This window comes from Belliella kenyensis (genome assembly GCF_022549675.1).
In the GTDB taxonomy this organism is placed as follows: Bacteria; Bacteroidota; Bacteroidia; order Cytophagales; family Cyclobacteriaceae; genus Belliella; species Belliella kenyensis.
This window is the reverse complement of the sequence record NZ_JAKZGR010000029.1, coordinates 1-15,882: the sequence shown is the minus strand read 5'-3', so window position 1 is coordinate 15,882 and position 15,882 is coordinate 1. Positions and strand designations below refer to the sequence as shown.

The 15,882-nt window shown below is 35.9% G+C and carries 8 protein-coding genes; 5 read left to right on the top strand and 3 right to left on the bottom strand.

The window, feature by feature from the left end:
- The coding region (locus MM214_RS18440; RefSeq protein WP_241297652.1) for an Ig-like domain-containing protein at window positions 1-5,500 on the bottom strand (5,500 nt) is incomplete at its 3' end.
- Between the two features lie 705 nt (window positions 5,501-6,205).
- On the opposite strand from MM214_RS18440, the gene MM214_RS18435 reads away from it, so the two are divergent.
- From MM214_RS18435 to MM214_RS18425, 3 genes are all read left to right on the top strand, one after another.
- Complete coding sequence (locus tag MM214_RS18435; RefSeq protein ID WP_241297651.1) at window positions 6,206-7,003, top strand: WecB/TagA/CpsF family glycosyltransferase; 798 nt, start codon at window positions 6,206-6,208, stop codon at window positions 7,001-7,003.
- A 634-nt stretch (window positions 7,004-7,637) separates the two neighbouring features.
- Window positions 7,638-8,723, top strand: a complete 1,086-nt coding sequence (locus MM214_RS18430; protein ID WP_241297650.1) for a glycosyltransferase family 4 protein — start codon at window positions 7,638-7,640, stop codon at window positions 8,721-8,723.
- A gap of 178 nt (window positions 8,724-8,901) precedes the next feature.
- A complete protein-coding gene (locus MM214_RS18425) occupies window positions 8,902-10,893 on the top strand; it encodes a T9SS type B sorting domain-containing protein (RefSeq protein WP_241297649.1) in 1,992 nt (663 codons plus the stop codon).
- A gap of 33 nt (window positions 10,894-10,926) precedes the next feature.
- On the opposite strand, the gene MM214_RS18420 is transcribed toward MM214_RS18425, so the two are convergent.
- Both MM214_RS18420 and hemA read right to left on the bottom strand, forming a co-directional pair.
- Complete coding sequence (locus MM214_RS18420) at window positions 10,927-12,495, bottom strand: WG repeat-containing protein (protein ID WP_241297648.1); 1,569 nt, start codon at window positions 12,493-12,495, stop codon at window positions 10,927-10,929.
- Window positions 12,496-13,126: 631 nt separating this feature from the next.
- Window positions 13,127-14,401, bottom strand: a complete 1,275-nt coding sequence (hemA, locus tag MM214_RS18415; protein WP_241297647.1) for a glutamyl-tRNA reductase — start codon at window positions 14,399-14,401, stop codon at window positions 13,127-13,129.
- Window positions 14,402-14,626: 225 nt separating this feature from the next.
- On the opposite strand from hemA, the gene MM214_RS18410 reads away from it, so the two are divergent.
- Complete coding sequence (locus tag MM214_RS18410) at window positions 14,627-15,310, top strand: ComEA family DNA-binding protein (RefSeq protein ID WP_241297646.1); 684 nt, start codon at window positions 14,627-14,629, stop codon at window positions 15,308-15,310.
- Between the two features lie 167 nt (window positions 15,311-15,477).
- The gene (locus MM214_RS18405) at window positions 15,478-15,693 is read left to right on the top strand and encodes a hypothetical protein (RefSeq protein WP_241297645.1); all 216 of its coding nucleotides are present in this window, start codon (window positions 15,478-15,480) and stop codon (window positions 15,691-15,693) included.
- The last annotated feature ends 189 nt before the right edge of the window (window positions 15,694-15,882 follow it).

The following is a 15,882-nucleotide window of genomic DNA, read 5'->3' as shown; positions in this document are numbered from 1 at the left end:
CTTCATCTGCAACTAGGGTAGTGATTTCGATAACCTGCCCTTGCTCGAATACTTGTTGATCTTCAGGGGTGATGATGCTGATTGTTGGAGAAACATTCACAGCAGGAGCTTCCTCAACTGTTATGTAAACAGAATTAGAAACCGTCTCAGCCCCTTCATTGTCTGTGGCAATAGCAGTGATGTAATGATTGCCCAGAGGAGCATTGTCCCAGTTGAAGGTAAAAGGCTCAGCCTCCACACTTGCGATCAAAAGGTCATCTGCATAGAAATCTACCTTCATGACTTCACCATCTTCATCTGCACTTAGGGTAGTGATTTCGATAACCTGCCCTTGCTCGAATACTTGTTGATCTTCTGGTGTGATGATGCTGATTGTTGGAGAAACATTGGCTGCTGGAGCTTCAGGAGTTTCAGGTATTTCAGGAGCTTCCTCAACTGTTATGTAAACAGAATTAGAAACTGTCGCAGCCCCTTCATTGTCTGTGGCAATAGCAGTGATGTAATGATTGCCCAGAGGAGCATTGTCCCAGTTGAAAGTAAATGGCTCAACTTCCACACTTGCGATCAAAAGGTCACCTGCATAGAAATCTACCTTCACGACTTCACCATCTTCATCTGCACTTAAGGTAGTGATTTCGATAACTTGCCCTTGCTCGAATACCTGCTGATCTGTTGGGGTGATGATGCTGATTGTTGGAGAAACATTCACAGCAGGAGCTTCCTCGACTGTTATGTAAATAGGAGTTGAGACCGTCGCAGCCCCTTCATTGTCTGTGGCAATAGCTGTGATGTAATGATTGCCCAGAGGTGCATTGTCCCAGTTGAAGGTAAAAGGCTCAGCTTCCACACTTGCGATCAAAAGGTCATCTGCATAGAAATCTACCTTCACGACTTCACCATCTTCATCTGCACTTAGGGTAGTGATTTCGATAACCTGCCCTTGCTCGAATACCTGCTGATCTGTTGGGGTGATGATGCTGATTGTTGGAGAAACATTCACAGCAGGAGCTTCAGGAGCTTCCTCAACTGTTATGAAAATAGGAGTAGAAACCGTCGCAGCCCCTTCATTGTCTGTGGCAATAGCTGTGATGTAATGATTGCCCAGAGGAGCATTGTCCCAGTTGAAGGTAAAAGGCTCAGCTTCCACATTTGCGATCAAAAGATCATCTGCATAGAAATCTACCTTCACCACTTCACCATCTTCATCTGCACTTAGGGTAGTGATTTCGATAACCTGCCCTTGCTCGAATACTTGTTGATCTTCTGGGGTGATGATGCTGATTGTTGGAGAAACATTCACAGCAGGAGCTTCCTCTACTGTTATGTAAACAGAATTAGAAACCGTCGCAGCCCCTTCATTGTCTGTGGCAATAGCAGTGATGTAATGATTGCCCAGAGGTGCATTGTCCCAGTTGAAGGTAAAAGGCTCAGCCTCCACACTTGCGATCAAAAGGTCATCTGCATAGAAATCTACCTTCACGACTTCACCATCTTCATCTGCACTTAGGGTAGTGATTTCGATAACCTGCCCTTGCTCGAATACTTGTTGATCTTCTGGTGTGATGATGCTGATTGTTGGAGAAACATTGGCTGCTGGAGCTTCCTCAACTGTTATGTAAATAGGAGTAGAGACCGTTGCAGCCCCTTCATTGTCTGTGGCAATAGCAGTGATGTAATGATTGCCCAGAGGAGCATTGTCCCAGTTGAAGGTAAAAGGCTCAGCCTCCACACTTGCGATCAATAGATCACCTACATAGAAATCTACCTTCACGACTTCACCATCTTCATCTGCACTTAGGGTAGTGATTTCGATAACTTGCCCTTGCTCGAATACCTGCTGATCTTCTGGAGTGATGATGCTGATTGTTGGAGAAACATTGGAGGCAGGAGCTTCCTCGATTGTTATGAAAATAGGAGTAGAAACCGTCGCAGCCCCTTCATTGTCAGTGGCAATAGCAGTGATGTAATGATTGCCCAGAGGTGCATTGTCCCAGTTGAAGTTAAATGGCTCAGCCTCCACACTTGCGATCAATAGATCACCTGCATAGAAATCTACCTTCACCACTTCACCATCTTCATCTGCACTTAGGGTAGTGATTTCGATTACTTGCCCTTGCTCGAATATCTGCTGATCTGCTGGTGTGATGATGCTGATTGTTGGAGAAACATTCACAGCAGGAGCTTCCTCGATTGTTATGTAAATAGGAGTAGAGACCGTCGCAGCCCCTTCATTGTCTGTGGCAATAGCAGTGATGTAATGATTGCCCAGAGGTGCATTGTCCCAGTTGAAGGTAAAAGGCTCAGCTTCCACACTTGCGATCAAAATGTCATCTGCATAGAAATCTACCTTCACGACTTCACCATCTTCATCTGCACTTAGGGTAGTAATTTCGATAACTTGCCCTTGCTCGAATACCTGCTGATCTTCTGGAGTGATGATGCTGATTGTTGGGGATTCGTTTGGTTTATTAACTATTGAGATGCTTAGAGGCTCGCTTTCAAATTTATTTCCATGAATGTCATATGCTATTGCCTGAATTAAGTGCGTGCCTAAATCTAAATCTTGGATGATTGTTTCGAACAGAGGTTCGGTGACAGTAGAAAATATGGTGTTATTGATAAGGAAATCTATTTTTACCAATCTTTCATCTTCGCCATTAGCCGAAATGGCCAAAAGAACTGGCTCTAAGGCAAAAAAAAAGTCTCCGTATTCAGGAGAATTCCAAGTTAAATTTATTGGATCTACAGATTTACTGACTTTAATGGTTATCGGATCTGACTCTGATTCCAATCCCTTTTTGTCAGTTGCTTTTGCTGTCAAAATATATTCACCTTCTTCCTCAAAATAATATTCAAGCCTAAATGGTTCTTCTTCAAAAGTGTGGATCAAAGTTTGGTCTTTAAATAATTCAACCTTTTGTAGCTCATTGCTTCCAAGTTCGATATCTTTTAGGATTTCAATCTTATCATTGACGTATACTTCAAAATTGTTTTCAGGGGAAGTTATTTTTATCACAGGTGGAGTATCTTCCGTGATTTCCTCTGCTTCGACTCTGACAAGAGCAGTAGAAAAAAATGCTGGGATATCTACTTGAGATTTGTAAGGATAGTCTCTAGCATCATGATACAAGCCTGGTATTGGTAGCTTTTTTGTTGAAGAGGAAAAGTTGTAGTCAAAAATAATAGGCTGTTGATCATTGTCAAATGCAATTTGAGCACTTTGAACAACTACATCGTCAATGAAAATTTCAAGATCGTCAACTATTGAAGCTAGTGTTACAACAGCTTTTTCGATATTTATCAAATTTCTAAAGGCAAACTCGTAAGTCTTTTTTTCTTCCTCGATTTCTATGACATAAGGTTTGATCAGTGAAGACCAAGGGCTTCCGTCTTGCCTTATGATAAGTTCGAGTTTTGCTTTCTTATTAGCTTTGGCAGTGAATTTTAAAATATAATCTTGATTAATATCGGGTTTTCCAATATTAAATAAGATTCTTCCAGTCCTTCCTAATCGATAGCGAATATAACCACCTTCAAATTCCCCACCAGTCAAACGCTGAAGTGAGCAGTTTTGACAATGAGTGAATTCCGCATTTTGATTAAATCCACTATTCCTAAATAGATTTTGACCCGAAAACTCATAGCTTTTGATAAGATCTAATTTTTGATTAGAAAATTTGTAAGATCGATCTTGTCCCCATTCTTCTAAGGTTTTGATGAGTTCGGGAGTTGCACCCGAGCTGACTCTTTGCCGAAAAATTCCAGCGCTAGTACCATAAGGACTAGCAAAAGCATTATTTGAGAAGCTAGCCATACTTTCGAAAGTATTGCTGCTAGTACTTGAGAATTTAAGAAAATATTGATCAGGATGCTTTGAGAAAAAAGTATTGTTTTCAACTTTCACGTTTTGAATTGCCGCTCCAAGGTTATCATCACTAAAGAATATATGATCTGAATTGTTGAACATCATATTGTGATCAATCACAATATTTCGAGCGTTATGCACGTAAATTCCACTGTTTGCCACATTGGCAATTGTATTGTTTTTGATCAAAATCCCAGCAGTATTATCATCTAAATAAATCCCTTCAACTGCTGGATTATTGATTGCACCTTGAATAACTGTTCCTTCTTTGTATCCTAAGCCATTGATGATGATATTTCCTTCGATTACTCGATTAGTCAAACTTCTGTTGCTTGGGCCTTCCCAGGTGTAAATGCCTCCACCATCGGTTTTATGCATACAGAAATTGTCTATATAGTTGTTTTTAACTATTGTGTTGTTACCACCAAAATTTATCCCTACATAACCAATGTTTTTTATGGTGTTTCCTTCAATCAGGCCATTATGAGCATTGCTTGTTAGGTAAATTGCCTGACCATTTAGTGAGGAGTTTTTCCCCATTCCATTAAAAGTAAAAGTATTTAATATTTCGTTATTTCTGATTTTTACATTTTCGGATGCATTATTAATGAATATTGCATTATTAAATGAGTAATTAAACTTACAGTTTTCTATTTCAAGGTTGCTACTCAAAATTCCATGTATGGCAGCTTCTCGAATGAATTGGAACTCTGAGTTAAGAATTTTGACATTTTTCCCACCTCTAATATGAATAGCAGACTCATTTGCGCCTTCAAATTTTAAGTTGTTGAAGGAATAATTTCCAACTTCCCAGTTGAGATTCACTAAATCAGTAAGTGTGCTTACTTTGACACTCAAGCTGGAAGGATTACTATTACCGAAATGTACATAGAGTTTCTTTGAATTTTTGTCGTAGAACCACTCACCAAAAATATCTAAGGTGTTTCTATGATTTTGGATGAAAAAACCATAGTTTCTTGAAGCGGTGTATTGTGTATGTGCGGAGCCATAATTAATTTGATTTCCACTATGTTGCGTAATTGGGTGCCTATCTATGATCCACGCATTTTTTCGGATGACTACTTCTGCTCCATTAAAATTTGGAGAACCGCCTAACTCTGATGATGTCAAAGAATTGCTACCTATTTGTTCAATTCTTAAATAACCTTTGTTCGGATCTTCAAAATTTGGATACCGGCCTATAGCATGTGGCGTTCCATTAATAGTCAAGACATTAATTGCGTCAGTATTTATTTGTGAAAGATCAGCTTCAAACACCCCGTTTCCTATATTCAGCCAATTCTTGATTTCTACAAAGGATGTGATTACGGGTTTTTCACCCGAACCATAGGCGCCAAATTCAATGGCGTTGATAGAATTATTTTGCTTATTGATTCTAATAGAACCGTAAAAAGTGTCTCCTCTTTTGAATAGTACTTTATCTCCTGGAGATAAACTTCCTATGATGCTGTTCAACTTTTCAATAGATTGCCATGGCGTATGCTCACTGCGCGCCTCAGCTGCTGTTCTATTGTCTGAGCCAGTACTTGATGAAATATAATATGTTGATGCTTTTAGGCAAACAATTGAAATAAAAAATAATAGGATAATTAATAGTAATCTTACGCTTTGCATTTGGTTATACTTTTCTAATACACACTTTAGCTTTCTCTTAAATACTGCTTTGAGAATAACAATACCGTATTCTGCGTTTTTTTCTGTGGTTCAATTTTGTTTTTTGACAAATGAATTTTGTCTTTCGGTTTTTCAAGCTTAGGTTAATGTATTTAGAATCTACTTTTGGTCGATTTATTTCGATTCGACATCTTGGATAAGTAAATGGAATTAAACCTCATTTTCAAAATATTTTTAAATTTTTTTTAAAATACATTTTTATGTATTTCTATTCATTTTGTTAATATTTTAAAAACTTTAATTTTTCTAGTTTATTTCCTTTTGAATCTTTTTCATGATTTATAAGCGATAAATGTATGGTGATTGAAATAAATTATCGTCTTTTTTTTGTTATTAAATTAAAAATTTCTCAATAAATGATAGAAATTTTAATGAATTTGTATTTCTTGAGTGACGCAGCAAATATGATAAAAGATTTTTGAATATTTTACAAATATCTTGTATTCAAGTAATTATGCGTAGGAAGGTGGCTGAAAACTTTTGAAGTCAGTAATTGTTTCTAAAAGTGATCATTTTTAAATTGATTAAAAAGGTAATTTTATGCATAAAAATGTTTTTTAAATAATGTATTTTGTTTTTCAAATATTTGAATTACATTTATGACAAATAACAATTGGAGTTATAATATTCAAATTTTGTCGAAAAATGGATACAACGCTACTTAAACAGTATGATACAGTGAAACTCTTTGGGTTCTCCGTATTTTGTGATGAATTAAAACAAATAGATTTTAATAATAGGATTGTCATAAATACCATCAATCCACATTCTTATCATGTGGCTTTAAATGACAAATTCTTTCATGATTCTCTAATGGAAGCTGACATCTTATTGCCTGACGGTGTGGGTATTGTTTTGGCAAATAAATTGATCAACAAAACAAGTATTCAAAAAATTGCTGGATATGATATCTTCTTACATATACTTGAAAGCAATAGGAAAAAACCGATAAAGTGCTTTTTTCTTGGTTCTAAGGAATCTACTTTGAGTATGATAAAAGCAAGATTGCGTAAAGAGTACCCCAATGTGGAATTTGACTGTTACTCTCCTCCTTTCAAAAGCGAGTTTTCTGAAGAGGATAATGCAGTGATGATAGATAAAATCAATGAATTCTCACCTGACTTTTTATTTGTAGGAATGACGGCACCCAAGCAAGAGAAATGGACAAAAGCGAATTTCAAGTTTTTGGATGTGAAGGTTGTTTGTAATATCGGTGCAGTATTTGATTTTTATGCTGGAACTACCAAGAGGGCTCCTGAGTTTATGGTGAAGTCTGGTTTAGAGTGGTTGCATAGATCATTCAAAAGTACGAGGTTGTTGAAACGAACCCTTACGACAAGCCCCTTGTTTGTCCATTATACTTTGGTAGAGTTTGTGAGGAATCTCATCAAGCCAGAGGAAAAAGAGATTGGTGAAGAAAGCTCTAAGAGTTATCAATATTGAGTATTGATTCACTTGAAGGATAGATACTTAGAAAGATCTTCTCATAAATTGAGGTGAATTAGGTAATAATAGATCAATTTGTCAAATCAATGACTTCAATTTGTCTGGCTGATTGTTTTTTGAGGCTTCAAATGAAAACTTGAGGATGTTCCTGATAAGATAGTTGTAAAGATTTCATTTTTTGTGATTATCAGCATTTACCCAGAGAAAGTATTTTATACAAATGAATTTAGCTTGTGGATCAATTTCTAATATTGGTTAAGATCTGAATCTTGAAAATACTTTTGTGATTTGTTTATGGATATATTTTCGGATTTTCATAATAGCTTTTCAAGCTGCTTTAAATTGGTTTTAAAACTTCTTGGATCAAAAGTTGATCTACAAGAAGTTGTGATACTTTTATCAATTATTCTCCTTTTTTAATCCTATCTATTTAATATAATGTGGACAGTCTCTAATAATTGTTCAAAACCAATTGATCTATTGATGGTCTAGTTTAGGTATTATGGAATTATGTAATTTGTAGTAATTCTCTTAAAAATTATTTCATATACAAATAAATGATTTTTAAATTACAAAAATTGTAATTTAGTATAATTATGATTAATTTTAAACGTTCTAAAAATTCAACCATATGACAATAGTTTTAGGATTTGTTGCGACATTAATACTTACTTGGCTAGCAATGCCTTTTCTTATTCGGTTTTTACTTGAAAAGGGAATTGGAGACATAATTGATGATAGAAGAATGCATATAGCCTTTACCCCGACGGCAGGTGGTATTGGTGTGATGATTCCAATTTTTTTAACATCGGTAATTGGATCTATATTGTTTTCATATGAACATATTCTCATCCCTGTTGTTGCTGTTTTTCTGATCGCTGTGACTGGTGTTATCGATGACCTTCATGACTTGAAGGCAAGCCGCAAATTGGTTTTGATGATTTTGCCTGCGATCCTATTAGCTACCCTAGGGGTTAGGGTTGATTCGTTTTACGGTCTTGCAGGTATATATGAGATCCCATTATATCTCTCTTATCCATTGACTGTTTTGATTTTTGTATTCTTGACCAATGCATTCAACCTCATAGATGGCGTAGATGGTCTTCTCAATGTGATAGCCTCATTTGTGTTTTTGATCTTTGGAGTTTGGTTTGCTCTGGCAAATGAGTTTTCGTATTCTTTTTTATCATTTTGTTTTCTAGGTGGGTCTGTTGGCTTTCTGATTTACAACTGGAGTCCTGCTAAGATATTTATGGGGGATACAGGTTCTTTGAGTATAGGTTTTATGGTGTCATTCTTAGCAATTACTTTCTTGAAGGTAAATGATGGGCTTCCAGGAGCTTCAGAATTTAAAATTGACAGTCCGGTATCCTTTAGTATAGCATTGTTGGTTTTTCCTATTTTTGATACATTTAGAGTTTTTGTTATAAGGATTTGGAATAGAACTTCACCGTTTAGGGCAGATAAAAGGCATTTGCATCATTATCTTGCAGTTCTAGGATTTAATCATCGCATGATCTCAATCACTGCACTTCTTTTTAACTCAGGGTTGTTTTTTGGGATTTATGCAATAGACCTTTTAGATGACTTCTCATTAGTTGTTCTTATTACGGGAATATTGTTTTTAAGCAGCTTTACAATGCATGTATTTAGGTCAAGCCAAGTATTTAGTTCAAAGAGACGTTCTATTCCTAATAGGGAACTTGAGGTGCACTAAGTTTGATTGAGGCCATATGTCAATGAGCAATTAGCTTTTTAATGCATAATTAATTTTTGAAATGAAACTTGTTAACATACATAAATATGAAATTGAATTGCAATTTTGTGTATATTTGATACAAATAATTAGATTATTAATCTAATTATTTGTTAAGTTAGGGTAAAAAAAATTGGTCATGGTTAAATTGAGGGTTAAAGCTTCCTTGAGGGAGTTTAAGCTTTTCTTTCTTTCATTATTTTTTTTGGCATTTCTGATGTCAAACATTATAAATCCATGTTATTTTCTATCAGCAGGCTCTTACGGTAGCAGTCATTTTTCTCAAATCAATTATCCTGATGGTCATAGTATAGGTTCGTTTACATTAACTGGAAAAGTCGTAGAGATAAATCGGGATGCTAGTATTCAAATAGGTTTACCGAATGTGCCTGTTATCTTATTACCCCAAGGCGGAGAGTTGGATCATGGCCTAATTACCAAGACAGATCCAAATGGGAATTATTATTTCGAGGGTTTGGAGAAAGGTGTTTATTTGGTTAAAATTCACGACATACAATTAAATTCAAGTAAGAATCTTTATGCTGTAGATGGTTCTGAGAGAACTTTTACTATGTTCAAAGATTCAGAAATTTGTCAAAATTTCGAATATGCTAAATATGAAGGAGGCATTGTTGGGGGATTGATTTGGTATGATCTGAATGGTGATGGTAGGCCCAACGAATGGTTTGATGCCAATGGAGATGGGGAATTGACTAAAAACACCTTAGGAACAAAGCCTATGCCTATCAATGAATGGGAATGGATAGATTTCAATGGCGACGGGAGTTATGAAGGTGTTGAAAATGCGGGTGAAATTAGAATGGCAGGAATTTCCAATTCTGAAAATGAAAATATATCTATATCAGATCCACAAGGGAATCAGTTTACTGTTAGTACAGATGTGTTGGGGTATTATAGTTTAAAAACACAGGGAAAGGGGAGTTATCAAGTCTCATTCGAGATGGATGAGTACATGGAATTGAAAGCGGAGCTCATTGGGAACGCCGGAAAAGTTGCGGTATTAAATAATTTTGTACTGGATAGAATGATAGGAGACCCTATGATTTCTTGTGGTTTGACTACAACAAATCAGAGAAGGTTGAATCTCACAGGAGAAAACCTTAGAAATTTGAGGACTGACTTTGGTCTAAGGTGTTTTGAAGTCGAACCTGTCTCTGAGCTTCATGCCATAGATGATGAACTTGGGGAAGTGTCTTTTCTTTTTGGTGGAATGATTGGTAATATACTCGAAAACGATCTTTTGGATGGCCATCGGGTTACCATGAAAGAGGTCGATTTTACATTTACCGAATTGGATAATATTGTAGGCCTCTTGATCAGTCCTAATGGAGAGTTAAGTTTGGTGCCTGGAGTAAATGAAGCTAGAGAGTATAGGTTAAAATACACACTTTCTGAAGTTGCAAATCCAAGTAATACGGATGAAGCTTTTGTTTCATTCAAAATCTTAAATGAACAAGTTGATCTGAGAGTTACCAAAACTTCATTTGGAGTAGATATCTATGAGGGGGATGAATTTGAATATGAAATCGTGCTAAGCAATGAAGGTGGTGGTAAGGCCACCAATGTAATTCTAACTGACGATTTACCTCCAGGGATTAGTTATGTGTCTTCTAGTGCACTGCCTAGTGATCCGGAGATACATACTACGTCAAGTTTCATATCTAGCAAGCTGTCTTGGCAAATCCCTGAATTTCCACCAGGTGCATCTTTGACGATTCGATTGCTGGTGAGGTCAATTGAACAAATGTTGAAAAACCCCTATACAATCACAAATCGTGTTTCAGTGATTTCAGATAGTGAAGATGTTAGTCCAGAAGATAATTTTGACACTGATGTGAACACGATCATTCCATTTTTCATACCCAATGTAATTACACCAAACGAGGATCAAAAAAATGATAGTTTTAAGATCAAGGGGCTTGGGAAATTTGCTGAAAATGAGATTAAAATTCTAAATAGATATGGTGATCAAGTTTTTGAGCAAAGAGATTACCAGAATGATTGGCAAGCAGATAAACTTCCAGCGGGTATTTACTTTTATGTATTGAGGGGAATTGAAGCAGGAGGGGAATTTAGAGAATTCAAAGGGTGGGTACAAGTAGTGAAATAAGAGAAGCAAGAAGCTTCCCTTATTTGTGTCAGATCAGTCAGATTTTCTTCTTTTTGAACCTTTAGAATCTTGTTCTATAGATGCTTTTATAGGCGTTTTGTCTTCGGCAAGAACCTGTTTGGTACTTGGGTCAAACAATATTTTATCATAATGTAAGGGTAATTTGAAATCACCTGTTTCATCTATGATACCATATTTGCCATTTTTGAAGGCAAGGATTACATTGTAGTTTTCCCTTCTAATCATGTCAAATTGAGGACTTGCAATCTCTTTTCCATTGGTATCCAATAGTCCAAATTTTCCATCTACTTCTGTAAGGTAATAGTTGTCTGGTAGCAAGGAGATCTTATCAAATGATAAGTCTGAAACTCGTTCTCCAGTGCTGTTGATCATAAAGCTTTTGCTGTCTTTTCTAACTATACCTAATCCTCTATGGTAATCCTTTGCTTCATCATAATAGGATGCAGTGTTGAAATTGCCAAATCTATCGATATACACCCAATAGCCATTTATTTTAGCAGCGGCTATTCCATTTGAGAAGTTTTTTACTTCCTGAAATTTATTTTCAACCACCCAATTTCCTGATTTATTGACAAATCCAAATTTCCCATCCTTCAAGGCTGGATAGAGGTTTTCGCTTCCAGGGTAAATAGCATCAAGTCCTGCTACCGGGCTCACTTCCCAACCAGAAGCACCAAGTAGCCCTACTCTTTTTTCTCTCGTGTGCACATTGTACCAGTTTTTTCCAATATATTTTACCGACTCCATACCAGCCATATCCAATAATATACCGTCGTTTTTCATGACCCTTCTTAGCTTGCCATGAATATATTCCAATAGCATGTTATTCTCATAGGTGATTTTATGATAGCTTGTATAATTGACATCAGCCTTTTCTTCTCTTCCCTTGATCAGCATGTACTGGTTGCCATCATATGCATAAAAGTAATCATCCTCAAGGTGGGTGATTTGGTCAATGATAGGTGCTAAAATATACTTACCTTCTCTGTTAATCAATCCAAAACCTGTAGACTCCTTTGATAAAATGAAGTTTTCATTAACCTCCCTGAGGTCTTGATAGACATGATCTGGATTAGCAGAAAGCGGCAAGAAATATCCTGCTTGAGTCTTAGCAATGACTTGACCATTTAGGGCTAATTTTGCATGATCGAAAGTGCCAATCATCTCTACAGTTCTTTTCGTTCTGTCATAAATCCAATATTGATCACCTTTTCTAGCTAAAAGTCGGGTATAGAACGCTTCTATATCATCATACTGCGCTGATAAGATTTCTTCACCATATTCATGAAAAGCACCTAAACCATTTTTCCCGTTTACAATGATCCACGGTTCGGAAATTTGTCTTACAGAACTTCCTTTTAGGTTCAAAAATGGGCGATAATCTTTGCTTAGAAGGTTGACTTCGTTATTTATGGTTCCGATTCTAATCTGATCGCTGACAAAATTGATGTTTTCATGAACAATTCTTGATTGAAGCGAAAAGTCTTGGTCGTAAATTTCCCAAGTCTGTGAAGTGCTGTTGTGATGTATAAAAATCCCGATTCCCAACATCCAAAATTTCAAACGTATTCCAATTTTCATAATAATGTAATCTTAAAGCCTATCAAGTGGTATTTTTATATGCTTTGATTTATCCAAATATTCCGAAAGATAAGATGTTGTGTGAAGATTTCTTTATGCTTGCTGAAATTGTTTTTTTGTATTTTATAAAGATACTAGTCTCCAAACTGCACAAAGTATCTTCTATTCGGTTAATAGTATATACAGAGTTTCACAATTGACTATATTAAAGTGTTGATTTAAATAGCTTTGATCCGCCCAAGCAGGCAAGTTGTTGATCGATAATTTCCTGCTCATGAATATATGTAGTATCCTCAGCGATAAATTAATATATGGATATGCGGAACTTTGCCAATAACATTACAAAATCCCGATTTATCTAACTTCCGATATAAATTGATATTGGATACTTATGGATATTGACCATTAACAACCTGTTGAGCCAATGAATTGAATTTACAGGTAAAAAAGCGTATAACCAGATATACTTTTATTATAGTCGCTTTAGGCGAACGAGTTACTTTTAAATATAAATCAGGAGTGATCAAATTATTATAAGTACTTGATTGAAAAGCTAATAAAAAAACCGCAAAATCATCTTTTGATTTTGCGGTAAATATTTTTTTTAAAAACCAATATGACTTGATTGTGATTAGGGCTGTTTATTTGTGGGCTCTTTTTCTAAATCAAACAAATCAGATAATACCTCTATCATTTGGTCAGCTTGATCCCTCTGACATGCTGCTTTGAGTTGTACAACTGGCACTTTCAAGATTTTTTGCATCATGCTTTTGGTGATTTTTTCAACCATTGCTTTTTCAGTTTCACTTGCATTTTTGAGGAACCTCTCCATTTCTTCTGCTCTGATTTGTTCCAATGCATTTTTGAATTTATTGATGGTAGGAGATACCATCATTTCCTTTTTCCAGTTATAAAACTCATCTATGCTTTCCTCAATAATTTTCTCTACCAGTGGTATAGATGCGATTCTTTTTTCTAAGGTCTCAGAAGCTTTACTCTGTATATTATCCACATTATATAGTAACACCCCTGGTACTTCTTCTACGGATGTCTCGATACTGCGCGGAACGGATAGATCTACCAAAAGTTTATAACTAGCAATAGCAAATTCGTTTACCATTGCTTTTGTAATAAAAGGTTCTGTTTTCGAGATGGATGAAACAATCACGTCGGCTTCCTTCATAGCTTGGAATGCATCTTCAAAAGGAATTACTTCAAATCCATACTCCAGAGCAATGGCGTGGGCCTTTGAATAGGTACGATTCGTTACAGTAACTTTCGCTTCAGGCAGATGAACCATATTTTTCACTACATCTTCACCAATTTCGCCCAAACCAATCAATAAAACCCTTGGCTCATAAGTGTTTGAGGTTAACTCACCGATAAGTTCTACTGCTGCATAAGATACAGAAGCAGCACCATCTCTGAACGCTGTTTCTTGTACTACTCTCTTATTAGTAAAAAAAATCGTATGCATCAAGCGATGCAAAAACGGACCAGCCATATTTAAGTCTGCGGATGCCTGATAAGCGCGTTTTACTTGATTGGAAATTTGCATATCTCCAATAACTTGCGCCTCAAGACCCATTGAAACTTTGAATAAATGCTGAATGGCTTCTCTATCATTATTGAATACATCAAAAAAATCTAAATAATCAATAATAGATGTGATTCCTTTTTCTACACCTATTAGCTTGATGATCTCTACACTGAGGTCTAGATCATGAGCATAGTATATCTCCGTCCTATTACAAGTAGAAAGGATTAATGTGTCAGTAATACTGAAAAAGTCTTTTAGCTTAACCAATATCGAATGAATAGAAGCTTCATCTAAGGCTATGATCTCCCTGATCTCTACAGGGGCACTTTTGTGCGATAAACTTACAGCTCTAAACTTATTTTGCATCTCTCGTAATTTTCGGTACAAATTTAATTCATTAAACAGAGCAAAAGAAAATTTTGATCTATGATAAGTTAATTTAAAACTTGTCTAAATAGCGGTGCCTGAATTCTCTATTTAGAAAACAAAGATCGGATTTCTTGACTTGTAAAACCAATATGATTATCTTATGTCCCATAGATACGATCTATTGGTTGCTTTTAGATTTGATATTCTTTAAATATTTCTTTTATGACTTACCGAAAGTTATCTTTTTTGCTAAAACGGTATTTTGGACTCACTCACCGAGAGTCTAGAGGTTTCATTTTTATATTACCGGCTGTCGCTGTGCTTTATGCCGTTCCATTGATTTATAGTGGTTTTTTTATAAGTGAAACCAAATTCGATTTAGAATTCTATAGGAGTCAAATTGATAGCTTGCAAGCATTGGGTTGGGTGGAGGTTGCTTCCTTGCCATACTATGAGCAAGAATATCAAGATAGCATCAAGAAAGCCAAGCGAAATCAGAATAATATTTATAAGAAAATGAAATTTGATGAGGCTGATTCTCTGGTACTCCAAATAGTCCCCGGAATAGGTCAAACCATGGCCAGCAGAATTGTGAAATTCAGAGATGCTCTGGGTGGGATGATAGCCCCTGATCAATTGATGGATGTATATGGAATGAATGAAGAGTTGAACGAAAGGATTTTTGAATACTTTGATTTTACGCCTGGTGTGAATTCATTTATAAAAATCAACCTCTCAGATGTACAGGAATTATCAAAACATCCCTATATAAATTATGGATCTGCAAAAGTAATAGTAGCCTACAGACAGCATCATGGTGACTACCGCTCAGCAGATGATTTAAAAAAGATTAGAATTTTCACAGATCAATGGATTGAAAAGATTTCTCCATATTTAGAATTTTAAACTATACTTTTATGATTATTGAAAAAAGATTTTGCTTGAAATGCGGGGAACCAATTTTCGGGCGTTCTGACAAGAGGTTTTGTGATGACAGTTGTAGAAATGCTTACAACAATGTTCATAGAAAAGAAACCAATGATTGTGTAAGGAAAGTGTATAAACAGCTCCGTGTGAATAGAAGAATTCTAGAGAAAATTTTTGCAAATGGGGTAGGTAAGGTAAGAGTGCCTAGGGTTAAGTTGCTTCAATTGGGTTACAATTTTCTATATCATACACACACCATGATCAATTACAAAGGAACTCAATATGAGTATTGCTTTGATTATGGATACATGATTTTAGACAAAGATTGGGTTCTTGTGCTCAAAGATGTTTTTGAGGAGTAATACATTTGGAGCTAAGTTGATTGATAATTAATCGGTTGCGGGTCATTTGGAAAATGACCCGTCTCGACTTTGGCTATTTACTAGTTTGTAGAAAAAAAAGAGTCTCAATTTGGAATTGTGGCTCTTTTTTTAGACTTTTATATCTAGTTATATGACTAGATATGGGATATCCAACTAAAATTCAGCTCA

Coding starts and splice junctions, on each gene's coding strand:
- MM214_RS18435 (WP_241297651.1), top strand. CDS start 6,206: ATGGATACAACGCTACTTAAACAGTATGATACAGTGAAACTCTTTGGG.
- MM214_RS18430 (WP_241297650.1), top strand. CDS start 7,638: ATGACAATAGTTTTAGGATTTGTTGCGACATTAATACTTACTTGGCTA.
- MM214_RS18425 (WP_241297649.1), top strand. CDS start 8,902: ATGGTTAAATTGAGGGTTAAAGCTTCCTTGAGGGAGTTTAAGCTTTTC.
- MM214_RS18420 (WP_241297648.1), bottom strand. CDS start 12,495: ATGAAAATTGGAATACGTTTGAAATTTTGGATGTTGGGAATCGGGATT.
- hemA (WP_241297647.1), bottom strand. CDS start 14,401: ATGCAAAATAAGTTTAGAGCTGTAAGTTTATCGCACAAAAGTGCCCCT.
- MM214_RS18410 (WP_241297646.1), top strand. CDS start 14,627: ATGACTTACCGAAAGTTATCTTTTTTGCTAAAACGGTATTTTGGACTC.